Annotated in this window: 24 protein-coding genes; 21 read left to right on the forward strand and 3 right to left on the reverse strand. The window is 74.1% G+C overall.

The features are described 5' to 3' along the window. Nucleotides 1-53: 53 nt before the first annotated feature. From ACIGNX_RS07575 to ACIGNX_RS07605, 7 genes are all read left to right on the forward strand, one after another. Complete coding sequence (locus ACIGNX_RS07575; protein ID WP_396537399.1) at nucleotides 54-974, forward strand: proline dehydrogenase family protein; 921 nt, start codon at nucleotides 54-56, stop codon at nucleotides 972-974. Between the two features lie 8 nt (nucleotides 975-982). Beyond that, nucleotides 983-1,789: a thioesterase family protein gene (locus ACIGNX_RS07580; RefSeq protein ID WP_396537401.1), complete on the forward strand. Its 807-nt coding sequence runs from the start codon at nucleotides 983-985 to the stop codon at nucleotides 1,787-1,789. A gap of 159 nt (nucleotides 1,790-1,948) precedes the next feature. After that, nucleotides 1,949-2,761 carry a pyrroline-5-carboxylate reductase gene (gene proC, locus ACIGNX_RS07585; RefSeq protein WP_396537403.1) on the forward strand — a complete coding sequence of 271 codons (813 nt, stop codon included), beginning with the start codon at nucleotides 1,949-1,951 and terminating at the stop codon, nucleotides 2,759-2,761. 120 nt (nucleotides 2,762-2,881) lie between these two features. Continuing rightward, entirely contained in the window at nucleotides 2,882-3,085 is a 204-nt protein-coding gene (locus ACIGNX_RS07590) for a helix-turn-helix domain-containing protein (protein ID WP_053722699.1), read from the forward strand. A 121-nt stretch (nucleotides 3,086-3,206) separates the two neighbouring features. Beyond that, nucleotides 3,207-3,308, forward strand: coding sequence for a 30S ribosomal protein bS22 (locus tag ACIGNX_RS07595; RefSeq protein WP_015105422.1), 102 nt, complete (start codon nucleotides 3,207-3,209; stop codon nucleotides 3,306-3,308). Between the two features lie 208 nt (nucleotides 3,309-3,516). Further along, complete coding sequence (locus ACIGNX_RS07600; protein ID WP_396537406.1) at nucleotides 3,517-4,593, forward strand: NAD-dependent epimerase/dehydratase family protein; 1,077 nt, start codon at nucleotides 3,517-3,519, stop codon at nucleotides 4,591-4,593. Further along, nucleotides 4,575-5,552, forward strand: a complete 978-nt coding sequence (locus ACIGNX_RS07605) for a lysophospholipid acyltransferase family protein (RefSeq protein ID WP_396537407.1) — start codon at nucleotides 4,575-4,577, stop codon at nucleotides 5,550-5,552. The genes ACIGNX_RS07600 and ACIGNX_RS07605 overlap by 19 nt, the downstream gene beginning before the upstream one ends. Nucleotides 5,553-5,616: 64 nt before the next feature. On the opposite strand, the gene ACIGNX_RS07610 is transcribed toward ACIGNX_RS07605, so the two are convergent. The 3 genes from ACIGNX_RS07610 to ACIGNX_RS07620 form a co-directional block, all read right to left on the reverse strand. Continuing rightward, the gene (locus tag ACIGNX_RS07610) at nucleotides 5,617-6,504 is read right to left on the reverse strand and encodes an HAD family hydrolase (protein WP_396537409.1); all 888 of its coding nucleotides are present in this window, start codon (nucleotides 6,502-6,504) and stop codon (nucleotides 5,617-5,619) included. Nucleotides 6,505-6,543: 39 nt separating this feature from the next. Then, nucleotides 6,544-7,629, reverse strand: a complete 1,086-nt coding sequence (locus ACIGNX_RS07615; protein WP_396537411.1) for a DUF5667 domain-containing protein — start codon at nucleotides 7,627-7,629, stop codon at nucleotides 6,544-6,546. A 135-nt stretch (nucleotides 7,630-7,764) separates the two neighbouring features. Continuing rightward, the gene (locus ACIGNX_RS07620; protein WP_396537413.1) at nucleotides 7,765-8,418 is read right to left on the reverse strand and encodes a sigma-70 family RNA polymerase sigma factor; all 654 of its coding nucleotides are present in this window, start codon (nucleotides 8,416-8,418) and stop codon (nucleotides 7,765-7,767) included. A 170-nt stretch (nucleotides 8,419-8,588) separates the two neighbouring features. Between ACIGNX_RS07620 and ACIGNX_RS07625 the strand changes: the two genes are divergently transcribed. The 14 genes from ACIGNX_RS07625 (at nucleotide 8,589) to ACIGNX_RS07690 (ending at nucleotide 21,277) form a co-directional block, all read left to right on the forward strand. Continuing rightward, the gene (locus ACIGNX_RS07625; RefSeq protein ID WP_396537415.1) at nucleotides 8,589-10,058 is read left to right on the forward strand and encodes a class I adenylate-forming enzyme family protein; all 1,470 of its coding nucleotides are present in this window, start codon (nucleotides 8,589-8,591) and stop codon (nucleotides 10,056-10,058) included. A 5-nt stretch (nucleotides 10,059-10,063) separates the two neighbouring features. Further along, nucleotides 10,064-10,300, forward strand: a complete 237-nt coding sequence (locus ACIGNX_RS07630; RefSeq protein ID WP_396537417.1) for a glutaredoxin family protein — start codon at nucleotides 10,064-10,066, stop codon at nucleotides 10,298-10,300. A gap of 89 nt (nucleotides 10,301-10,389) precedes the next feature. Further along, entirely contained in the window at nucleotides 10,390-11,895 is a 1,506-nt protein-coding gene (locus tag ACIGNX_RS07635) for a molybdopterin-dependent oxidoreductase (RefSeq protein WP_396537419.1), read from the forward strand. Between the two features lie 154 nt (nucleotides 11,896-12,049). After that, a complete protein-coding gene (locus ACIGNX_RS07640) occupies nucleotides 12,050-12,907 on the forward strand; it encodes a redox-sensing transcriptional repressor Rex (protein WP_396537421.1) in 858 nt (285 codons plus the stop codon). A 37-nt stretch (nucleotides 12,908-12,944) separates the two neighbouring features. Beyond that, the gene (locus tag ACIGNX_RS07645) at nucleotides 12,945-14,267 is read left to right on the forward strand and encodes a glutamyl-tRNA reductase (RefSeq protein ID WP_396537423.1); all 1,323 of its coding nucleotides are present in this window, start codon (nucleotides 12,945-12,947) and stop codon (nucleotides 14,265-14,267) included. Then, a complete protein-coding gene (gene hemC / locus ACIGNX_RS07650) occupies nucleotides 14,264-15,205 on the forward strand; it encodes a hydroxymethylbilane synthase (protein WP_396537425.1) in 942 nt (313 codons plus the stop codon). Before ACIGNX_RS07645 ends, hemC begins: the two co-directional genes overlap by 4 nt. Before the next feature lie 14 nt (nucleotides 15,206-15,219). Continuing rightward, a complete protein-coding gene (locus ACIGNX_RS07655) occupies nucleotides 15,220-16,752 on the forward strand; it encodes a uroporphyrinogen-III synthase (RefSeq protein ID WP_396537427.1) in 1,533 nt (510 codons plus the stop codon). Nucleotides 16,753-16,944: 192 nt separating this feature from the next. Next, on the forward strand, nucleotides 16,945-17,922 hold the full coding sequence (gene hemB, locus ACIGNX_RS07660) for a porphobilinogen synthase (protein ID WP_396537429.1): 978 nt from the start codon (nucleotides 16,945-16,947) through the stop codon (nucleotides 17,920-17,922). A 5-nt stretch (nucleotides 17,923-17,927) separates the two neighbouring features. After that, on the forward strand, nucleotides 17,928-18,467 hold the full coding sequence (locus ACIGNX_RS07665) for a hypothetical protein (RefSeq protein ID WP_396537431.1): 540 nt from the start codon (nucleotides 17,928-17,930) through the stop codon (nucleotides 18,465-18,467). A gap of 43 nt (nucleotides 18,468-18,510) precedes the next feature. Further along, a complete protein-coding gene (locus ACIGNX_RS07670) occupies nucleotides 18,511-19,044 on the forward strand; it encodes a hypothetical protein (protein ID WP_396537433.1) in 534 nt (177 codons plus the stop codon). 78 nt (nucleotides 19,045-19,122) lie between these two features. Then, nucleotides 19,123-19,707, forward strand: coding sequence for a tripartite tricarboxylate transporter TctB family protein (locus ACIGNX_RS07675; protein ID WP_396537435.1), 585 nt, complete (start codon nucleotides 19,123-19,125; stop codon nucleotides 19,705-19,707). Continuing rightward, nucleotides 19,704-20,105 (forward strand): hypothetical protein, encoded by a 402-nt coding sequence (locus tag ACIGNX_RS07680; protein WP_396537437.1) that lies wholly within the window; start codon nucleotides 19,704-19,706, stop codon nucleotides 20,103-20,105. The genes ACIGNX_RS07675 and ACIGNX_RS07680 overlap by 4 nt, the downstream gene beginning before the upstream one ends. A gap of 15 nt (nucleotides 20,106-20,120) precedes the next feature. Further along, nucleotides 20,121-20,735, forward strand: a complete 615-nt coding sequence (locus tag ACIGNX_RS07685; RefSeq protein WP_396537439.1) for a hypothetical protein — start codon at nucleotides 20,121-20,123, stop codon at nucleotides 20,733-20,735. Further along, on the forward strand, nucleotides 20,732-21,277 hold the full coding sequence (locus ACIGNX_RS07690) for a hypothetical protein (protein WP_396537441.1): 546 nt from the start codon (nucleotides 20,732-20,734) through the stop codon (nucleotides 21,275-21,277). The genes ACIGNX_RS07685 and ACIGNX_RS07690 overlap by 4 nt, the downstream gene beginning before the upstream one ends. Nucleotides 21,278-21,281 lie beyond the last annotated feature (4 nt).

A 21,281-nucleotide genomic window follows, 5' to 3' on the forward strand; every position in this document is an offset into this window, starting at 1 on the left:
CTCAGGTCACGTCGGCAGGGGATTCCCGCCCGTCAGCGACTAGGGTCTTGATCGTGAACCCGTTGCGCACGCTGATCCTCGCGGCCGCGGGCAACGACGCGGTGCGCCGGGTCGTCGCGACCGCCCCCGTCAGCCGCGACGTGGTGCGCCGGTTCGTCGCCGGCGAGACCACCGCCGACGCGGTCGACGCCGCCGGTGCGCTGATCGGCGACGGCCTGCGCGTCACCCTCGACCACCTCGGCGAGGACACCACCGACCGACCCACCGCCGAACGCACCGTGCGCGCCTACCTGGAGCTGCTCGACCAGCTGCACGACGTGGGCCTCGCCGCGGACGCCGAGGTGAGCGTGAAGCTGTCCGCCGTCGGCCTTGGCCTGGGCGAGACGCTCGCCCTCGACAACGCCTCCCGCGTCTGCGCCGCCGCCGAGCAGGCGGGCACCACCGTCACGCTCGACATGGAGGACCACACCACCACCGACGCCACCCTCCGCGTGCTCGCCGAGCTGCGCCGGCACTGGCCGTGGGTGGGCGCGGTGCTCCAGGCGTACCTCCGCCGCACCCTGGACGACGTGCGGGAACTCGCCGACACGCGGGTCCGGCTGTGCAAGGGCGCGTACGCCGAACCGCCGTCGGTGGCGCACGTCGACCCGCACGAGGTCGACCTGAACTACGTGCGCTGCGCCAACGTGCTGCTGGCCGGCTCCGGCTACCCCATGTTCGCCACGCACGACCCGCGCCTGATCGAGATCATCGGCGAACGCGCCCGCTGGTACGGCAAGTCGGTCGAGGACTTCGAGTTCCAGATGCTCTACGGCGTGCGGCCCGGCGCGCAGCGCCACCTCGCCGCCGAGGGGCACGTCGTGCGCGTCTACGTGCCGTACGGCGGTCAGTGGTACGGGTACCTGATGCGCCGGCTCGCCGAACGACCGGCCAACGTCGCGTTCTTCCTGCGTTCGCTGGTCAGCCGCTCGTGAGGAGCCCCGTGTCGTTCTCGGTAGCCAGTGCGGTCCGCTCCCTCGGCGACGGCACGTACACCGCGTCCCTGCCCGCCGAGTGGACGATCGGCCCGAAGCCGCACGGCGGGTTCCTGCTGGCCGTGGTCGCGCGGGCGGCGGTGGAGAGCGCGCGGGCGGCCGTGCCGGGGGCGGACGACCTGGCGCCGCTGGCCGTGAGCGCGCAGTTCCTGCGTGCGCCGGAGGTGGGGCCGGTGCTGGTGCGGACGCAGGTGCGCAAGGCCGGTCGGACGGCGACCGTGGTGACGTCGACGTTGGAGCAGCGGGGGCGGGTGTGCGTCGAGGCGGCGGTGACGGTCGGGCGGATGCCGACGGCCGCGCCGGACTACGCCGACCTGCCGGACATGCCCGCCGCGCCGCCGCCGGACGCGATCGACCTGGCGTCCATGGGGTCCGGCGGGGTGTACAAGCTGGGCGCGGTGTGCGACGTGCGGCTGGACCAGGCGGGGGCGGGGTTCCTGACCGGTCGGGTGGGCGACCCGCTCGTGCTGCGGCTGTGGGCGCGCCCGCTGGGCGAGCGCCCGGACCCGTACTTCGCGCTCGTGGTGGGTGACATCTCGATGCCGGTGACGTTCAACCTGGGGCGGTTCGGGTGGTCGCCGACCGTGCAGCTGACGGCGTTGCAGCGGGCGGACCCCGCGCCGGGGTGGTTGCGCGTGCGGGTGTCGTGCAGCGCGGTGCACGGGCAGTGGTTCGACGAGGACGCCGTGGTGATCGACTCGGCGGGCCGGCTGGTGTGCCAGGCGCGGCAGCTGGCGTTGACGCCGGCGACCTGAGCGTTGAACTCGGGGGTCCCGGACGTAGGACTCACGGGTCCCGAACGTAGGACTCTCGAGGTCTGAGCGTACGACTCACGAGGTCTGAGCGTGGGACTCACGGGGTGGGAGCGCGGGACCTCGGGGAACGCGGTTGTGGGGGCGTGGCACGCTTGGCGCATGACGACGATCGCCGTGTTGGGTGCGGGCAAGATCGGTGAGGCGCTGCTGTCGGGGCTGCTCCAGGGCGGGCGCGGTGCCGACGAGCTGCTGTTCACCGAGAAGCACCCGGAACGGGCCGCCGCGCTGACCGAGCGGTACGGCGTGGAGGGCCTGGACGTGCCCGGCGCCGCCCAGCGGGCCGACGTGCTCGTGGTCGCGGTCAAGCCCCAGGACATCGACCCGCTGCTCGACGAGCTGGCGCCCGTGCTCAAGCCGGGCACGCTCGTGGTGTCGCTGTGCGCGGGCCTGCCGACGGCCCTGTTCGAGCGCAGGCTGCCCGACCACACGCCGGTCGTCCGGGTCATGCCCAACACGCCGATGGTCGTCGGCGCGGCGATGAGCGCCATCTCGGCGGGCCGCTACGCCTCCGACGAGCACCTGGACCTGGTCGAGGAGCTGCTGGCCACGGTCGGCAAGGTGGCCCGCGTCCCGGAGAACCAGCAGGACGCCGTCACGGCGTTGTCCGGCTCCGGCCCGGCCTACTTCTTCTACCTGGTCGAGGCCATGATCGACGCGGGCATCCTGCTGGGCATCCCGCGCGACCTCGCGGGCAGCCTGATCATCCAGTCGGCCGTCGGCGCCGCCGCCATGCTCAGCGAGGGCGGGCAGCACCCGACGATCCTGCGCGAGGCCGTCACGTCGCCCGCGGGCACCACGATCATGGCCATCCGGGAGCTGGAGCGGCACGGCGTGCGCGCGGCGATGCTCGCCGCGCTGGAAGCCGCACGCGACCGTTCGGTGGAACTGGGACGCGCCCACGAGGTGGACTGATACCGCCATTGGCCGTCGCACCAGTCCCACCCGTCCCGTTACCCTCAGAGCAGCACGTGCGTGTCGAACCGTCGGTGGGGAAGCCGACGGCACGACGCGTGTCGAAGGACGCGGTGATCCATGCCTGCGGAGGAGAAGTCACTCGGTCAAGTCAGATTCATGACGGTCGCCGAGGTCGCGCTGATGATGCGCGTGTCGAAGATGACGGTGTACCGCCTGGTCCACTCCGGTGAGCTGACGGCGGTGCGCGTGGGCAAGTCGTTCAGAGTCCCGGAGAAGGCGGTCCACGAGTACCTGCGCAACGCCTACTTCGACGCCGGGTGAGGGCGGCTCCGGGCCGCCGGGTAAACTCATAGGCCGTTCGTGCCTGGTGTCGGCGCGCCCACTCGACGGGTGTCTCCACCGGCGCGTGGAGACCCCGACGTCTAGTAGTGAAGGAACCCGCATGGGCTCGGTCATCAAGAAGCGCCGCAAGCGCATGTCGAAGAAGAAGCACCGCAAGCTGCTGCGCAAGACTCGCGTGCAGCGTCGCAAGCGCGGCAAGTAGGCCCCTGCGGGTTCTCGGCACCGCCGACCACCGGTCACCCCGGGGGTCGGCGGTGCCTTCGCATCACGGCGGGCGCGGGTCGCCCCGCCATCCGGGTGATTCACCGGTCGAGCCCGGTGGCCTGCGTCGTGACGGCCGCTCCGCGCCCGATGGCGTCGGCCGATCGCGGTTAGCATCGTCGGGTCGAACCACCCGCACAGGGAGTCGCATGGCGCCCAAGGTCGTCCTCGTCACCGGTTGCAGCCGCTACCTCGGCGGTCACCTCGCCGCGCGCTTCGCGGCGAACCCCGACGTCGAGCGCGTGCTCGGCGTGGACACCGAACCGCCGTCGCACGACCTGCGGCGCCGGATGGGCCGCGCCGAGTTCGTGCGCGCCGACATCCGCAACCCCCTCATCGCGAAGGTCATCGCCACCGCGCACGTCGACACGGTCGTGCACGCGTCGGTGACGGCGAACCCGGCCGGTCCGGCCGGGCGGACCGCGATGAAGGAGATGAACGTCATCGGCACGATGCAGCTGCTGGCCGCGTGCCAGAAGTCGCCGCACGTGCGCAAGCTGGTGGTCAAGTCCACCAGCGCCGTCTACGGGTCCAGCTCGCGCGACCCGGCGGTGTTCACCGAGGACATGGGCCCGAAGGACCTGCCCTCCAGCGGGTACGCCAAGGACGCGGTCGAGGTCGAGGGGTACGTGCGCGGGTTCGCCCGCCGCCGGCCGGACGTCGCCGTGACCGCGCTGAGGTTCACCAACTTCATCGGGCCGCGCATCGACACGGTCCTGACCAGGTACTTCGCCCTGCCGGTCGTGCCGACGGTGATGGGGTACGACGCCAGGGTGCAGCTGCTGCACTCCGAGGACGCGCTGGCGGTGCTCGAACGGGCGACGCTGCACGACCTGCCCGGCGTCTACAACGTGGGCGGTGACGGCGTGCTGATGCTGTCGCAGGCCATCCGCCGCGCGGGCCGGGTCAACCTGCCCGTGCCGAGCCCGGCCGTGCCGGCGATGGGCCGGTTCTTCCGCGGCGCGCGGCTGGTGGACTTCTCCCCGGACCAGATGAGGTTCCTGAACTGGGGCCGGGTGGTGGACACGACGCTGCTCAAGCGCGAGTTCGGGTTCACGCCGAGGTGGACCACGCAGCAGGCGTTCGACGACTACGTGAGCGGGCGCGCGCTGCGCCCGCTCGTGGACCCGGACCTGGCGGCGTCGGTCGAGCGGGGCCTGCTCGACCTGGCCGCCCGGTTCCGCTCCAGGGGCGAGGAGGTGGGCACGTGGCGGAGGCGCGGGTGATCCCGCTGCACGGCGCGGACCGGGAGCCGCTCGGGCGACGGCGCGGTGCCGGGGGCGCGGCGCGGCCAGGTCCCGTCCCGGTGCCCGAACCGGCGGACCCCGACCCCGAGCCGCCGGCGGGTTGGGAGGAGCGGCTGGCCGACCTGCTGGCGTTCGCCCGCAGGCGCCTCCAGGGCGACTACGAGGTCGACGAGTTCGGCTTCGACCCCGACCTGACCGACCACGTGCTGATGCCGTCGCTGCGGCCGCTGTACGAGAAGTGGTTCCGGGTGGAGACGATCGGCCTGCACAACGTGCCGGGCGAGGGCGGCGCGCTGATCGTCGCCAACCACTCGGGCACGCTGCCGCTGGACGCGACGATGACCGCGTACGCCATGCGCGCGGACCACCCCAGGCGCCGCCACCTGCGGATGCTGGGCGCCGACCTGGTGTTCAAGACGCCGGTGCTCGGCGCGCTGGCCCGCAAGTCGGGGCAGACGCTGGCGTGCAACCCGGACGCGGAGCGGCTGCTGCGCTCCGGCGAGCTGGTCGGCGTGTGGCCGGAGGGCTTCAAGGGCATCGGCAAGCCGTTCAAGGACCGCTACAAGCTCCAGCGGTTCGGGCGCGGCGGGTTCGTGTCGGCGGCGCTGAACACCGGCGTGCCGATCATCCCGTGCTCGATCGTGGGCGCCGAGGAGATCTACCCGAAGATCGGCGACATCAAGGCGCTGGCCAGGCTGTTCGGCTTCCCCTACTTCCCGGTGACGCCGTTCTTCCCGCTGCTGGGGCCGCTCGGGGCGATCCCGCTGCCGTCGAAGTGGTACATCGAGTTCGGCGAGCCGATCGCCACCGACGGCTACGGCCCGCACGCGGCGGACGACCCGATGCTCGTGTTCAACCTGACCGACCAGGTGCGCGAGACGATCCAGCAGACCCTGTACCGGCTGCTCACCCAGCGGCGGAACGTCTTCCTGGGCTGACGCCCGGTGGGCCGACGCGCCGCGGGGTGCGCGCCGTCGGGGTGCGCGCTATTGGGGTGCGCCGTCAGCGGGTGCGGCGGCGGTAGGCCAGGGTGGCGGCCACGACGCCGGCCAGCGCGCCCGCGCCGAGCACGGAGGGGACGCCGATCCTGGCGGCCTTGCGGCCGGTGCGGAAGTCGCGGATCTCCCAGCCGCGCTTGCGGGCCGTCTCGCGCAGGCCCGAGTCGGGGTTCACGGCGACCGCCGTGCCCACCACGGACAGCATCGGCACGTCGTTCACCGAGTCGGAGTACGCCGTGCAGCGCCGCAGGTCCAGGCCCTCCTTGGCGGCCAACGCGCGGACCGCGTGCGCCTTGGCCCGGCCGTGCAGCAGGTCGCCGACCAGCCGGCCGGTGTAGATCCCGTCGGAGTTCTCCGACACCGTACCCAGCGCGCCGGTCAGGCCCAGCCGCCGGGCGATGATCTGCGCCAGCTCCACCGGCGTCGCGGTCACCAGCCACACCCGCTGGCCCGCGTCCAGGTGCATCTGCGCCAACGCCTGCGTGCCCGCCCAGATCCGGTCGGCCATCAGCTCGTCGTAGATCTCCTCGCCGAGCGAGACCAGCTCCGCCACCGACCGGCCGGCGACGAACGACAGCGCCTGCTCGCGCGAGGCGGCCACGCTCTGCGGGTCCTCCCGGCCGCCGACCCGGAACTTGAGCTGCTGCCAGGCGAAACCGGCCAGGTCGGAGTTCTTGAAGTACTTGCGCGCGGCCAGCCCGCGGGCGAAGTGGAAGATCGACGCGCCCATCATCATGGTGTTGTCGACGTCGAAGAAGGCGGCGGCGGTCAGGTCGGTGGGCGCGCTCCCGGAGTGGCCGATCGTGAGCGCGGCCTCGGCCGACGCCTCGCCGGCCAGGGCGGCGCGCCGCTCCCGTTCCGCCGAGCCCTCCACCACACGCCTTTTCACCACGTCAGCGCCTCCCGCGGTCCGATGGGGACAGGGTAGCGATCAGCCGCCGAGGCCGGGCAGCGGCAGCGACGGCAGGGTCAGCGTGGGCAGCGGCAGCAGCGGGCCGGTGGGCGTCGTGGTCGTCGGCGGGGCCGGGTTCGTGGGCGCCGGCGTGCCGGGCGGGGGCGTCGCGGTGGTCGTCGCGCCGGGCGTGTCGCGGGGCGTGGTGGGCACGGCGGCGGTCGTCGGCGCGGGCGGCGGCGAGGTGGCGTCGGTCGTCGTGCCGGTCGCGGCGGGCGGCGCGGCGCACTCGTCCCGCGCGGGCACCGGGCCGACCTGGTCGACCTCCCCCGTCGTCGCGGAGGCGCAGTCCGCCCTGGCGCGCAGCGCCGCCGCGCGCTCGGCGATCCGGGTCAGCAGGTCCAGCGACGTGGCGACCCGGTCGGTGGCGCCGGCGGGCAGCGACGGGCGCAGCCCGGCGAGCCGGTCGGCCTGCGAGTCCGCCCAGCCGCCCAGGTCGTCCAGGGCGCGCCGGTCGGCGTTCGAGCCGAGCGCGGCCAGCACGCGGGAACCGGCCGCGGCGTCGGCGTCGAAGTCGGTCAGCGCGGTCAGGTAGCCGCCCAGCGGCCCGCCGCCGGACTCGCGGTAGCGGTCGACCAGCGTCTCCAGCTCGTTCACGCGCGCGGCGGCGAACTCCAGGCGCTTGTAGCCCTTCGACCCCTCGTCGAAGGTGAGGCCGAGCGAGGCGGACTCGGCGGTGCGCTTGACGCCGTACAGCGCGTCGCCCGGCAGCGCGTCCCGGCTGAGCAGGAGGCTCATCCCGGCCAGCGAGAACACCAGGCACAGCGCCGCGGCGAGGGCGACCGCTAATCGGCCGCGCGCACCGGTGCGCCGGGGCCTCGGGAGCCGGACCGGCTTGGCCGGCGGGCGTTCGGCCGCGCCGAGGACCCTGGCCCGCATCCGCGCCCGGGCGGCCTCGTCGGGGCCCGACGTGACTGCGGCTTCCCGCAGCAGGGCCACCACGGCCAGCTCGGCGGCGAACTCGTCGCCCGCGCCCGCCTCGGACCCGGGATGCGCGTCGACGGCGCGAGCGAACCGCTCGCGCTGCCTGTGACGCCCTAGCGGCGTGATCCCTCTGCCCACCATCCCACTCGGCCAACCGTCCCGCTCGGCCGACCGCCGATCGGCCGACCATCCAGCACCGCGTGGAGCGATCCTGCCCCGAACAACGAACCGGGTGGTCCCGGGGTTACGCGGGTGGCGGTCGGTGCGACGGCGGTCTCACCGCAACCAGCTGGGCAGCAGTTGGGCCAACCGGCGCACCGCCCGGTGCTGCAGGGCCTTGATCGCGCCCTCGTTGCGGCCCATCCTGGCCGCCGTCTCGGCCACGGACAAGCCCTGGATGAAGCGCAGGGTGATGCATTCGCGCTGGTCGTCACCCAGTTGAGCGACGCAGCGGAGCAGTTCGGCGTTGGTCGCGCCGGTCAGCACCTCCTGCTCGGGACCGTCCGTGACCTCGCGGTTGTCGGCCAGCTCGGCGGTCGTGACCTCCAGCCGGTAGCGGCTGGACTTCACGTGGTCGAAGACGATGTTCCGCGCGATCGTGACGAACCACGCGCCCACGTCGCGGCCCTGGTAGCTGATCGACCCGATGCTGCGCAGCGCGCGGAGGAACGTCTCGCTGGTCACGTCCTCGGCCAGGGTGCGGTCGCCGACCCGGAAGAGCACGTAGCGGTAGACCACGTCGACGTACCGGTCGTACAGCGCGCCGAACGCGTCCGCGTCGCCGCCCTGAGCGGCGCGGACCAGGTTCCACGGCTCCTCGGCCGCGTTGCTCTCCACGCTGTCGATCGTGCTGGACTGCCCTCCCGCGCTCCACCTCGCCCGGAGCGTCCGGATGGTTCGGACGGAGTTCTCGCGTGCCCGTGCGGTCATCGGCTCGCGGCACCTCCACAGGGTCGCCGTGCCGGCAGCATACGTGTTGTTACTCCGTAGTAGGTAGCGGCTGGTGGACTCGGATCTGCGACGCGGGTGGAGCACTGCGTGACGCCGCCCGCGCGTGACAGACTGCGCTGAGGTCCGCTGTGGTTCACCAGGAGGTCACGTTGACCGCACCCGCAAGCAACATCGCCGACCTGGTTCGCGCCTCCGCGCACCGTGGACCCAAGCACGTGGCCCTGGTGGATGTCACGACTGCGAACAGCCTCACCTGGAGCGAGTTCGACGCCGCGGTGGACGGCGAGGCGCACCGGCTCGTCCGGGCGGGCGTGCGGCCCGGCGACCGGGTGGTCGTGCGGCTGCCCACCGGCCTGCCGTTCTGCGTGGCGGTGTTCGGCGTGCTGCGGGCGGGCGGCGTGCTGGTGCCCGCCGGGCCGGGCCAGCCCGCGCGCGAGCTGCACCGCCTGGTCTCCGACAGCGGCGCGGAGCTCCTCGTCGGCGACGGCGAGGGCGTGGACGTCGAGGTGCTGCCCCCGCCGACGGCGGAGCCGGGCGAGGAGTTCACCGCCGTCGGCTCCGGCGAGGACCTGGCCGTGCTCGGCTACACCTCCGGCACCTCCGGCTCGCCCCGCGGCGCGATGCTGTCGCACCGGGCGCTGCTGGCCAACGTCGCGCAGTGCGCCTCCCTGCGGCCCGCGCCGGTGACGGCGGGCGACCGGGTGCTGCTCGCGCTGCCCCTGTTCCACGTCTACGGCCTGGGCCCCGGCCTGCTGCAGGTGGCGGGCGCGGGCGCCACGGGCGTGCTGCTGGAGCGGTTCGACGCGGACCAGGCGCTGACGGCGGTGCGCGAGCACCGGGTGAGCACCGTGGTGGGCGTGCCGCCGATGTACGCGGCGATCCTGCGCCAACCCGTCGAGCGGCTGCGCGAGGACCTGGCCACCGTCCGCCTGTTCACCTCCGGTGCCGCGCCCCTGGCGCCCGGCCTGCTCGCCGCGATGCGCGACGCGGTGGGCCTGCCCGTCTACGAGGGCTACGGCCTGACCGAGACCGGCCCGGTGCTGACCACGACCCTGGCGGGCGGCGCGCCCAAGCCGGGCTCGGTCGGCCGGGCACTGCCGGGCGTGGACATCCGGCTGGTCGACACCGACGGCCGCCCGCTGGACCAGGAGGAGGACGAGCCGGGCACCGGCCTGGTCTCGGCCAGGGGCGACAACCTGTTCAGCGGCTACTGGCCCGACGGCGCGCACGGCCCGGACGCCGGGGGCTGGTTCCGCACCGGCGACGTCGGCTACCTCGACGCCGAGGGCGACCTGCACCTGGTGGACCGCGCCGGCGACCTGATCATCGTCAACGGCTTCAACGTCTACCCGCACGAGGTCGAGCAGGTGCTGGCCGAGCTGGCCGGCGTGGCCGAGGCCGCGGCGGTCGGCGTGCCCGACGAGCGGACCGGCGAGTCGGTGAAGGTCGTCGTGGTGCCCGCCGAGGGCGCCGAGCTGACCGAGGACGCGGTGAAGGACCACTGCGCCGGGCGCCTGGCGAAGTTCAAGGTGCCGACCGTGGTCGAGTTCGCCACCGCGCTGCCGCACTCGCCGACCGGGAAGCTGGCGCGTGCCCGGCTGCGCCTGCCCCTAGCCTGAACGCCGTGAGCCACCACGTCACTCTGATGAGCCGGGTCGACTGCCACGCCTGCGAGCGGGCGAAGGCCGACCTGGAGCGGATCTGCGGCGAGCTGGGCGTGCCGTGGGACGTCCGGGACGTCGACGCCGACCGCGAGCTGCGCGCCGAGTACGGCGACCGGGTGCCGGTGATCCTGGTCGACGGCGAGGAGCACGGGTACTGGTCGGTCGAGGAGGACCGCCTCCGCGCCGCCCTGCGCTGAGGATTCCTGCGCTGAGGATCCCTGCGCTGAGGATTACCGGACGCTTACGGTTCGCGCGCCCGGGGCCGCCGGGGGTGTGCAATCGGGTGGTGAACCGCGCGACCGCCGCCCTCGTCGGAGTCCTCGGCGTGGCCGCCGCCCTCGCCGCCGGCCACCTCGTGGCCGGGCTGGTCGGGCCGTCGGCCTCGCCGTTCCTCGCGGTGGGCAACACCGCGATCGACCTCGCGCCGAGCGGGCTGAAGGACTTCGCGGTCCGCGCGTTCGGCACGCACGACAAGCTCGTGCTGCTGCTCGGCATGGCCGTGGTCCTGCTCGGCGCGGCCGTCGGCGCGGGCCTGCTGTCGCGCCGCTCGCCGCTGCCCGGCACGGTCCTGGCCGTCGTCCTCGGCCTCCTGGGCGTCGCCGCCGTGCTGTACCGGCCCGACCTGGGCCAACTCGGCGTGCTCGCGCCGGCCACCGCCCTGGCCGTCGGCGTCGCCGCCTTCCGCCTCCTGCACGCCAGGGCCGAGCACCCCGCCGAGCACCCCGCCGGCCGGCGCGCGTTCCTCGTCGCCGCGGGCGCGACCGCCGCGGGCGCGGGGGTGGCCGCCCTGGTGGGCCAGGCCGCGGGCGGCCGGGTGGACGTCGAGGCGTCCCGCCGGGCGGTGGGCCCGCCGACCCCCGCCTCGCCCGCGCCGCCCGTCCCGCCCGGCGCGGACTTCGCCGCCGAGGGCACGCCGACGTTCCTCACGCCCAACGCCGACTTCTACCGGATCGACACCGCGCTGACCGTGCCGCGCCTGCGCGCCGAGGACTGGTCGCTGCGGGTGCACGGCCTGGTCGACCGGGAGCTGACCCTGGGCTACGCCGACCTGCGCGGCCGTGACCTGGTGGAACGGACCGTCACGATGGTGTGCGTGTCCAACGAGGTCGGCGGGCCCTACATCTCCACGGCGAACTTCGTGGGCGTGCCGCTGCGCGACGTGCTGCTGGAGGCGGGTGTCCGCGCGGGGGCCGACCAGCTGTTCTCCACCAGCTCCGACGGGTGGACGGCCGGCTGCCCGGTCGACGTGGTGCTGGAGCCGGACCGGGGCGCGCTCATCGCGCTCGGCATGAACGGCGAGCCGCTGCCGCCCGAGCACGGCTTCCCGGCGCGCCTGGTCGTCCCGGGGCTCTACGGGTACGTCTCGGCCACCAAGTGGGTGGTCGACCTGGAGCTGACCACGTTCGACGCGAGGCGCGGGTACTGGCTCGACCGGGGCTGGGCGCGGCGGGCGCCGGTCAAGGTGATGTCCCGGGTCGACCGGCCGGAGCGCGGGTCGACGGTGACCGGCCGCGTCGTGGCGGCCGGCGTGGCGTGGGCACCGCCGACCGGCGTGGAGCGGGTGGAGGTCCGGGTCGACGGCGGGCCGTGGCGCACGGCCGCGCTCGCCGACGAGGTGAGCGGCGCGACGTGGCGGATGTGGCGCGTCGAGCTGACCGGCCTGGCGCCCGGCGGTCACACGATCGAGGCACGCGCGACCGACCGCTCGGGGTTCACCCAACCGCAGGCCCGGGTGGCGCCCGTGCCGGACGGCGCGACCGGCTGGCACAGCGTCTTCTTCACCGTCGCGTAGATCACCCGAACGGGCGTAGACCGGAATTCACCCCACCGGTCCGGCCTCCGGTCGCCAACTTTGTGCAAGCGTTCACAAGCGGTACGGTGGGTCCATCACTCCGCTGGTGGCGGTACCCGGCGGGTCAGTGCGACGGATGTCGAGGAGTTCCAGCGTGGCGGCTCAGCGGGGCGAGGGTGACGGTGTCGTGACCCGCCCACAGGGGACCACCCCGACAGGGACCAACGCAGCGGGGACCAACGCAGCGGGGACCGGCGCCGCGAGGGGCACCGCCGCGGGGACCGCCCCGCAGGGCTCCGCCGACGCGCCCGCCGACGTCCGCGAGCGGGCCCGCGCGATCCCCGAGGCGGCGGTCGCGCGCCTGGCGGTCTACCTCCGCGTCCTGTCCGGCATGGTCGAGCAGGGCGTGACGACCATCTCCAGCGAGGAGCTGGCGGGCGCGGCCGGGGTCAACTCGGCCAAGCTCCGCAAGGACCTGTCCTACATCGGCTCGTACGGCACCCGCGGCGTCGGCTACGACGTCGAGGTGCTCGTGAGCCACATCGAGCGCATCCTCGGCCTCACCCGCAAGCACTCCGTGGCGGTCGTCGGGATCGGTAATCTTGGTCACGCGCTGGCCAACTACGGCGGCTTCCCCAGCCGCGGCTTCCCGGTCGCCGCGCTGTTCGACATCGACCCGGACCTGACGGGAGTGCCGGTAGGCGGCATACCCGTCAACCACATCGACGACATCACGTCCGTCTGCGCCGAGCGCGAGGTCTCGATCGGGGTCATCGCGACGCCGCCGCAGGCAGCTCAGGCCGTCTGCGACCGTTTGGTATCCGCCGGAGTCCAGTGCATCCTGAACTTCGCACCCGTCGTGCTCCAAGTGCCGGACTACGTCGAAGTGCGCAAGGTCGACCTGGCGGTCGAGATGCAGATCCTGTCGTTCCACGTCGCGCGGCGGGCTGACGAGGCCGCCGGTGACGTGGTCAACGGCATCGGTGTGGACGGGGTGGTGATTCGCCCGTGATCGTGCGGGTAGTGAGCCGGTCGGTGGTGACGGCAGCGTGAGCGTCCTCGTCGTCGGTCTGTCCCACCGGACCACCCCGGTCCCCGTGCTCGAGCGCGTCGCGGTCGCCGACGCCGACCGCGGCAAGGTCCTCGACCAGCTGCTCCGGGCGCCGAGCGTGTCCGAGGCCGTGCTGCTGTCGACCTGCAACCGGGTCGAGGTGTACGCGGTCGTCGAGACGTTCCACGGCGGCCTGAACGAGGTCGTCGAGGTGCTCGCCCACCAGTCGGGCGCCGAGCCCGCCGACCTGTTCGAGCACCTCTACGTGCACTACTCCGCCGCGGCCGTCGAGCACCTGTTCTCGGTGGCGGGCGGCCTCGACTCGATGGTGGTCGGCGAGGCCCAGATCCTCGGCCAGCTCCGCACCGCCTACACCGCCGCCGACGAGCGGGGCGTGGTCGGCCGCACGCTGCACGAGCTGGTCCAGCACGCCCTGCGGGTCGGCAAGCGCGTGCACAGCGAGACCGACATCGACCACGCCGGCGCGTCCGTCGTCTCCGAGGCCCTCTCCGACGCCGCCGCGGCGCTCGGCGGGCTCGGCGGCCGCAGGGCGCTCATCGTCGGCGCGGGCTCCATGGGCGGCCTGGCCGCCGCCCACCTGCGCCGCGCGGGCATCGGCGAGGTCGTCATCGCCAACCGCACGGCCGCCAACGGCGAGCGCCTGGCCGCGGCCCTGCGCGCGGACGGCGTGCCCGCCCGCTCCACCGGCCTGGGCGACCTGACCGGCGAGGTCGCCGAGGCCGACGTGCTGTTCGCGTGCACCGGCTCGGTCGGCACCGTCGTCGGCGCCGAGCACATCGGCGACCGCGCCCCGGACCGGCCGCTGGTCGTCTGCGACCTCGGCCTGCCCAAGGACGTCGACCCGGCCGCGGCGCTGCTCGACGGCGTCCGCGTGGTCGACCTGGAGACCCTCCAGCGCAGGCTGTCCGACGCCCCGACGGGGCAGGGCACGCTGCGCGCGGCGGAGATCGTGGCCGAGGAGGTCCGCGGCTACCTGGCCGGGCAGCGCTCGGCCGGGGTCACGCCCACCGTGACGGCGCTGCGCAAGCGCGCCGCCGAGGTCGTGGACGCCGAACTGCTGCGCCTGGACTCGCGGCTGCCCGAGCTGCCCGGTCCGGTGCGCGACGAGCTGGCCAAGACCGTGCGCCGGGTGGTGGACAAGCTCCTGCACACCCCCACCGTGCGGGTGAAGGAGCTGGCCGCCGCGCCCGGTGGCGCCGGTTACGCCGAGGCGCTGCGCGAGCTGTTCGGGCTCGACCCGCAGGCGCCGACCGCCGTCAGCTCCCCCCATTCGACGCAACCCAAAGGTGAGAAGCGGTGAACCGCACCCTGAGGATCGGCACCCGCGGCAGCGCCCTCGCGCTCGCGCAGACCGGCCACGTGGCCGACGCGCTGCGCGAGGCGGGCGCGACCGTGGAGATCGTCACGATCTCCACGCCCGGTGACCGCTCGTCCGCACCCATCGCCGAGATCGGCATCGGGGTGTTCACCTCGGCGCTGCGCGACGCGCTCGCCCACGGCGAGATCGACGTCGCCGTGCACTCCTACAAGGACCTGCCCACGGCGCGCGACCCGCGCCTGTCCCTGGCGGCCGTGCCGCCCCGCGAGGACCCGCGCGACGCGCTGGTCGCCCGTGACGGCCTGACCCTGGGCGAGCTGCCCGCGGGCGCGAAGGTGGGCACCGGCTCGCCGCGCCGCGCGGCGCAGCTGGAGGCGCTCGGCCTCGGCCTGGACGTGCGGCCCCTGCGGGGCAACGTCGACACCCGCCTCCGGAAGGTGCGCGACGGCGAGCTGGACGCCGTCGTCCTCGCCCGCGCCGGCCTCGCCCGCCTCGGCCGCGCCGCCGAGATCACCGAGACCCTGGAGCCCATCCAGATGCTCCCCGCGCCCGCGCAGGGCGCCCTCGCAGTGGAGTGCCGGGTCGACGACGTCGACACCGAACACCTCCTCCAGTCCACTCTGGACGACTCGGCCAGCAGGGCCGCTGTCGCCTCCGAGCGCGCCCTGTTGGCCGCGCTGGAGGCGGGTTGCAGCGCGCCGGTCGGCGCACTGGCCGATGTGGTGGAAGACCTCGCCGAAGACGGGACCGTGGTTCTCCGCCTGTCCCTGCGCGGGGTCATGGCGACGGAGGACGGCGACCTCCTCCGTGCGTCCGCCACCGGTGACTTGACCGCAGCAGAGGAACTCGGCCGCGCGCTGGCCGCCGAGTTGCTCGACCTCTCCGGCCACGCCACCGCGTCGCCGGCGAGGCGTAGTTGATGGGGAGTGCCCTGATGACCCGCGCACGCAAGACCCCCGGCCGAGTCGCGTTCGTCGGCTCGGGCCCGGGCGACACCGGGCTGCTCACGGTCCGGGCCCGCGACCTGCTCCACAAGGCGGAGCTGGTGGTCACGGACCCGGACGTCCCGGCCGAGGTGGTGGCGCTGGTACCCGACGGCGTCGAGGTGCGACCCGCCGTGGGCGATCCCGCCGACGTCGCGAAGGACCTGGTCGCCGAGGCGAAGAACGGCAACGCCGTGGTCCGCCTGGTGGCGGGCGACCCGCTGACCCTGGACTCGGTGGTGAAGGAGGCGCAGGCCGTCTCCAAGACCACCATCGCCTTCGACGTGGTGCCCGGCGTCCCCGCCGGCACCGCCGTGCCCGCCTACGCGGGCGTCGCCCTGGGAGCCGTGCACACCGAGGCCGACGTCCGCGGCGTGACCGACTGGGCGGGCCTGGCCGCCGCCCCCGGCACGCTCGTCCTGCACGCCACCGGCGGCCACCTGGCCGAGGCCGCCTCCTCCCTGGTGGAGCACGGCGTGGCGCCGCAGACCCCGGTCGCGGTGACGTGCGACGGCACCGGCTTCGGCCAGCGCACCGTCGACACCACCCTGGCCTCCCTGGCCGCCGACGCGGGCGACCTGGGCGGGCCCCTGGTCGTCACCGTCGGCCAGGCGGTCGCCGGGCGCGCCAAGCTCTCCTGGTGGGAGTCGCGGGCGCTGTACGGCTGGCGGGTCCTCGTCCCGCGCACCAAGGAGCAGGCCGGCGCGATGAGCGACCGGCTGCACTCCCACGGCGCGATCCCGGTCGAGGTCCCGACCATCTCCGTGGAGCCGCCGCGCAGCCCCGCCCAGATGGAGCGCTCGGTCAAGGGCCTGGTCGACGGCCGCTACCAGTGGGTGGTGTTCACCTCGACCAACGCCGTCCGCGCGGTCTGGGAGAAGTTCCGCGAGTTCGGCCTGGACGCCCGCGCGTTCTCCGGCGTGAAGATCGCCTGCGTCGGCGAGTCGACCGCCGCGAAGGTCCGCAGCTTCGGCATCATCCCGGAGCTGGTGCCGTCGGGCGAGCAGTCCTCCGAGGGCCTGCTGGCGGACTTCCCGCCGTACGACGACATCCTCGACCCGGTGGACCGCGTCCTGCTCCCGCGGGCCGACATCGCCACCGAGACCCTGGCCGCCGGCCTGCGGGAGCGGGGCTGGGAGATCGACGACGTCACGGCCTACCGCACGGTCCGCGCCGCCCCGCCGCCCGCGGACACCCGCGAGATGATCAAGTCGGGCGGCTTCGACGCGGTCTGCTTCACCTCGTCCTCGACGGTCCGCAACCTGGTGGGCATCGCGGGCAAGCCGCACGCCCGCACCCTGGTCGCGTGCATCGGCCCGCAGACGGCGGAAACGGCCCGCGAGTTCGGCCTGAGGGTGGACGTCCAGCCGGAGGACGCCAACGTCCCGGCCCTGGTCGACGCCCTGGCCCAGCACGCGGCCCGCCTGCGCGCGGAGGGGGCCCTGCCCCCGCCGCGCAAGACCAAGCGCCTCCGCAGGTCCTGACCCGCGGGGACAACCGGCTCCACCGCGGCCCGGCGCGACACGGGTTCGAGTGCCGCGGCCGGTCGGAGCCGGCAGGCTTGGCGGGACGCCGCTCCCCGCCGGGCCTGCCGGCTCCGGCCTGCCCGGGGTGCTCGCGAGGGTCCCAGGTCACACCGAGCCGAACCGGCACCACCGCAACAGGGGAGTACCACCGTGTTCCCAGCCCACCGCCCCCGCCGCCTGCGCACCACGCCCGCCCTGCGCCGCCTGGTCGGCGAGACCACCGTCCGCCCGCGCCAGCTCGTCCTGCCCATGTTCGTCAAGGAGGGCGCGGACGCGCCCACCGAGATCCGCAGCATGCCGGGCGTCCTGCAGCACACCCGCGAATCGCTGCGCAAGGCGGCCGTCGAGGCGGTCCAGGCGGGCGTCGGCGGGATCATGCTGTTCGGCGTCCCCGCCGAGCGCGACGCGGTGGGCTCCGGCGCGACCGACCCCGACGGCATCCTCAACGCCGCCCTGCGCGACCTGCGCCACGAGCTCGGCGACTCGACCGTGCTGATGTCCGACTGCTGCCTGGACGAGTTCACCGACCACGGCCACTGCGGCGTCCTCACCCCGGACGGCGTCGTGGACAACGACGCCACCCTGGAGGTCTACGGGCGGATGGCCGTCGCCCAGGCCGAGGCGGGCGCGCACGTCGTCGGGCCCAGCGGCATGATGGACGGACAGGTCGGGTTCATCCGCGCCGCCCTGGACGCGGCCGGCCGCACCGACACCGGCATCCTCGCCTACAGCGCCAAGTACGCCTCCGCCCTCTACGGCCCGTTCCGGGACGCGGTCGAGTCGCAGCTGCGGGGCGACCGCAAGACCTACCAGCAGGACCCGGCCAACGCCCGGGAAGCGCTCCGCGAGGTCGCGCTCGACCTCGCCGAGGGCGCGGACATGGTGATGGTCAAGCCCGCCCTGCCCTACCTCGACATCGTCAAGGCCGTCGCCGAGGTCGCCGACGTCCCGGTCGCCGCCTACCAGATCTCCGGCGAGTACGCGATGGTCGAGGCCGCCGCCCGCAACGGCTGGATCGAGCGCGAGCGGACCGTGCTGGAGACGCTCACCTCGATCCGCCGGGCCGGCGCGGACGTCGTGCTCACCTATTGGGCGGTCGAGGCCGCCGGCTGGCTGGACCGGGAGTGACGGGCATGGCCGGACCTCCCGCCGCCACCGCGCCGAACCCGCCGCCCCGGCCGGTCGACCTGGCCCGGTGGCTGTTCATCCTCAGCGCGGTGATCGGCCTGGCCCGGTTCGTGGTGCAGCTGGCCGACCGGGGGATGCTGATCCGCGAGCTCCGCGACCGGCAGCCGACCCTCAGCCAGGACGAGCTGGACGCCGCCGCGACCGGCGGGATCGTGTTCGGCCTGCTCGTCGGGGCCGGCCTGGTGCTGGTCTACGTGGTGCTGGCCAACCGGATGGCGGCCGGCCGCAACTGGGCCCGGGTCGTGCTCACGGTGCTGGCCTGCGGCGGGATCTTCCTCGGCGTCGTCCGGCTCGTCGCCGCGGTGTCCGGCTTCGCGGCCGCGTTCGGGCTGGTCGTCAGCGGTGTCGACCTGGCGTTCGGGGTGGTCACCATGGTGGTCGACGCGACCGCCGTGGTGCTGATGTACCAGGCATCAGTTTCCGGGTACTTCAGATCAGTGCGCACGGTCAGTGCGAAACCACCACAGGTAGCTAACGGGTTGTGAATTCCGGTCGACTGCGTGCCGCGTCACTCCTACGGTCCTCCGCATGACCACTCCGAACGACCCTTACAACCAGCAGCCCGGGTACCCGCCGCAGGCCCCGCCGCTGAGCGAGAGCGAGCTGCGCCGGCCCGCGCGCCCGAAGTCCGTCGACACCGCGTACCTGCTGTGGCTGATCGCGGCGGGCCTCGGCATCCTCGGCAACCTCATCGGTTTCGCGACCGCGGAGGCCGTGGCGCGGCAGACGCTCGAGGCGATGAACGTCGACACGTCGGCGGTGGGCGCGATCCAGCCGAGCTACGGCTCGCTGATCTTCAGCCTCGTCGTGTCCGTGCTGTGGATCCTCGTCGTGATGCAGATGCGCAAGGGCGCCAACTGGGCCCGCATCGTGCTGACCGTGCTGGGTGTGCTCGCGATCATCGGCGGCCTGTTCGGCCTGGTCGCCATCGGCATCCTGTTCTCCGTCGGCTTCCTGGGCGTGATCCAGGCGCTGCTGAGCCTGGCGCAGCTCGTGCTCACCATCGCCGCGATCGTGTTCATGTTCAAGGCCGACTCGAACCAGTACTTCAAGGCCAGCTGACCGCCGAGGTCACGGATGTGCTGTCCGCCGCCTGTCGCGGTGGACAGCACACCGAGGGCGGCCCTAGCGTTCCGGAACGTGACAACCCCACAGGATCCGGACAACCAGCCGCCGCAGCAGCCCTACGCGCCGCCGCCGCAGCAGCAGCCCTACCCGCAGCAGCAGCCCTTCGCCGCCCCGCCGCCGCTCAGCGAGTCGGAGCTGGCCGGGTCCGGCGGCACGGGCCGGCCCGCCGTGGCGGAGCCCAGGGAAGTCCGCCTGTCGTTCTTCCTGTGGCTGGCCGGCGCGCTCCTGCTCGTCGTGTCGTCCGTGCTGGTGCTGACCCAGCGCGAGACCGCACTCGAAGAGGCGCGCAAGGCCCCGCCCACCCCGGGCGTCACGACGGAGCAGCTGGAGTCGGCCGTGACCGCCGTCCTGGTGTTCCTCGTGATCCTCGGCATCGTGCTGGCCGCCCTCATGGCGTTCTTCGCCGTCAAGGCCCGCGCGGGCCGCAACTGGGCGCGCATCGCCCTCACCGTGCTCGGCGTGGTGGTGCTCCTGTACCACCTGTTCGGGTTCTCTCTGGTCGGGTTGATCATCGTGCTGGTCGTGGCCGCCGCCGTGGTGACGCTGTACCTGCCCGCCTCCAAGGCGTACTTCGACTCGGCCAAGCGAGTCGGATGACCGGGCAGCCGCCACCCGTGGTGCGCGGCGCGGTCGCGGTGTGGTTCGCGCTCGCCGCCTTCCTCCTGCTGGAGAACGTCGTGCTGTGGCTGCGCCGCGAGGAGCTGGAGCGGGCCGCCGCCCGCGCCGGCGACGACCCGGCCGTCATCCCGGGCCTGCTGGGGCAGCTCACCGCCGTCGCGGTGGGCTTCGGGATCGGCTACGGCCTGTTCGGGTGGCTGCTGCGGCGGGGCAGGCGGTGGGCGCGCGGCGTGCTCACCGCGGTGGCCGTGCTGCACGTGCTGTGGATCGTGCTGCCGGGCGCGGGCGCGGTGAACCTGGTGACGCTGCTGCTGATCTGCCTCGGACTGGCCCTCACCTGGCTGCCCGGTACGGCACAGTGGGTCAAGCAGCACTGACCCCGCGGAGAACCCATGCCCGAGCCCGATCCGTTCGCCTCGCCCTTCCACCACGTGGACCTGCCGGGACAGGAGCGACCGGACACGCCGCTGCCGCCCGGCTACCGGCTGCCCGCGCCCATGCCCCCGGTCGACGCGGCCGACCTCGCGCCGCGCCGCCCGGTCACCACGACCGTCGCGTCGTGGTGCTGGCTCGCCGGGGCCGCGCTGGTGGTGCTCGCGCTCCCCGCCCTGTTCTACACCGGGGTCGACGTGCTGGCCGACGACCTGGTGCGCGACTCCGCGACCGACGACAGCCCGATGACCCGGGGTGAGGCGGAACTGGCCGCGCGGCTCACCCCGGTCCTGTTCGGACTCGCGCTCGCGGTGCTGTCCACGCCGTTCGTGCTCGCCGCCGCGAAGCTGCGCTCGGGCCGGACCTGGGCGCGCGTCGCGCTCACCGCGCTCGCCCCGCCCGCCGCGGCGTTCGGGCTCGTCGCGATGCTGGTGTTCGCCTCCGGGGAGCTGCCGTACGTGCACTGGGCGGTGGGCGTGGCGTGGTCGTGGGTGTTCCTCGGGGCGTGCGCGCTCGGGTTCGTGGCCATGTACCTGCCCGCGTCCAACGCCTACGCGAGAGCGGTGACGAGGTGACGCAGCCGCCGTTCGACCCGTACGGGCAGCCCCTGCGCCGCGTCGACCACCCGCCGGCGACCGGACCGCACCCGCACCAGCCCCCGTTCCCCGGGCCGTTCCCGGGCCCGATGCGCGACGTCGACCAGCGCACCACCGCGGTCGTGCGCCCCAGCGCCGTCACCGCCTCCTTCGTCCTGTGGGTCCTGGTGGCCCTGTCGTGGCCGGTGGGCTCGGTCGTGCGCACGCTCGCCGAGGACGGCGCGCTCGTCGGGTTCGGCCCGATCATGTCCCTGTTCACCGCCACCTGCCTGGCCGTCGGCGGTGTGTGGGGCGCGGTCCTGCTGCTCGGCGGCAGCTACCACGCGCGGCTCGCGCTGTGCGGTGGCGCGCTGGTCGTCGGCGTGCTCGCCCTCGCGGCGGCGGTCGTGGCGTCCCGCGACGGCGGGACGGAGCCGGTCTCCTGGGTGGTGATCGCGCTCCGGCTGGCGCTGCCCGCCGCCGCCTCGGTGTCGGCCTTCCTGCCCGGCACGCGCTGGTACTTCGCCGGGAACGCGGGTTAGCGCC

The sequence above is a fragment of the Actinosynnema sp. NPDC053489 genome, assembly GCF_044544865.1.
Classification (GTDB): Bacteria; Actinomycetota; Actinomycetes; order Mycobacteriales; family Pseudonocardiaceae; genus Actinosynnema.

Excerpts from the sequence above, each read along its gene's own strand:
- proC (WP_396537403.1), top strand. The coding sequence starts at position 1,949 with ATGACGACGATCGCCGTGTTGGGTGCGGGCAAGATCGGTGAGGCGCTG.
- ACIGNX_RS07590 (WP_053722699.1), top strand. The coding sequence starts at position 2,882 with ATGCCTGCGGAGGAGAAGTCACTCGGTCAAGTCAGATTCATGACGGTC.
- ACIGNX_RS07595 (WP_015105422.1), top strand. The coding sequence starts at position 3,207 with ATGGGCTCGGTCATCAAGAAGCGCCGCAAGCGCATGTCGAAGAAGAAG.
- ACIGNX_RS07600 (WP_396537406.1), top strand. The coding sequence starts at position 3,517 with ATGGCGCCCAAGGTCGTCCTCGTCACCGGTTGCAGCCGCTACCTCGGC.
- ACIGNX_RS07615 (WP_396537411.1), bottom strand. The coding sequence starts at position 7,629 with ATGGTGGGCAGAGGGATCACGCCGCTAGGGCGTCACAGGCAGCGCGAG.
- ACIGNX_RS07620 (WP_396537413.1), bottom strand. The coding sequence starts at position 8,418 with ATGACCGCACGGGCACGCGAGAACTCCGTCCGAACCATCCGGACGCTC.
- ACIGNX_RS07655 (WP_396537427.1), top strand. The coding sequence starts at position 15,220 with ATGACCCGCGCACGCAAGACCCCCGGCCGAGTCGCGTTCGTCGGCTCG.
- ACIGNX_RS07665 (WP_396537431.1), top strand. The coding sequence starts at position 17,928 with ATGGCCGGACCTCCCGCCGCCACCGCGCCGAACCCGCCGCCCCGGCCG.
- ACIGNX_RS07670 (WP_396537433.1), top strand. The coding sequence starts at position 18,511 with ATGACCACTCCGAACGACCCTTACAACCAGCAGCCCGGGTACCCGCCG.
- ACIGNX_RS07680 (WP_396537437.1), top strand. The coding sequence starts at position 19,704 with ATGACCGGGCAGCCGCCACCCGTGGTGCGCGGCGCGGTCGCGGTGTGG.
- ACIGNX_RS07685 (WP_396537439.1), top strand. The coding sequence starts at position 20,121 with ATGCCCGAGCCCGATCCGTTCGCCTCGCCCTTCCACCACGTGGACCTG.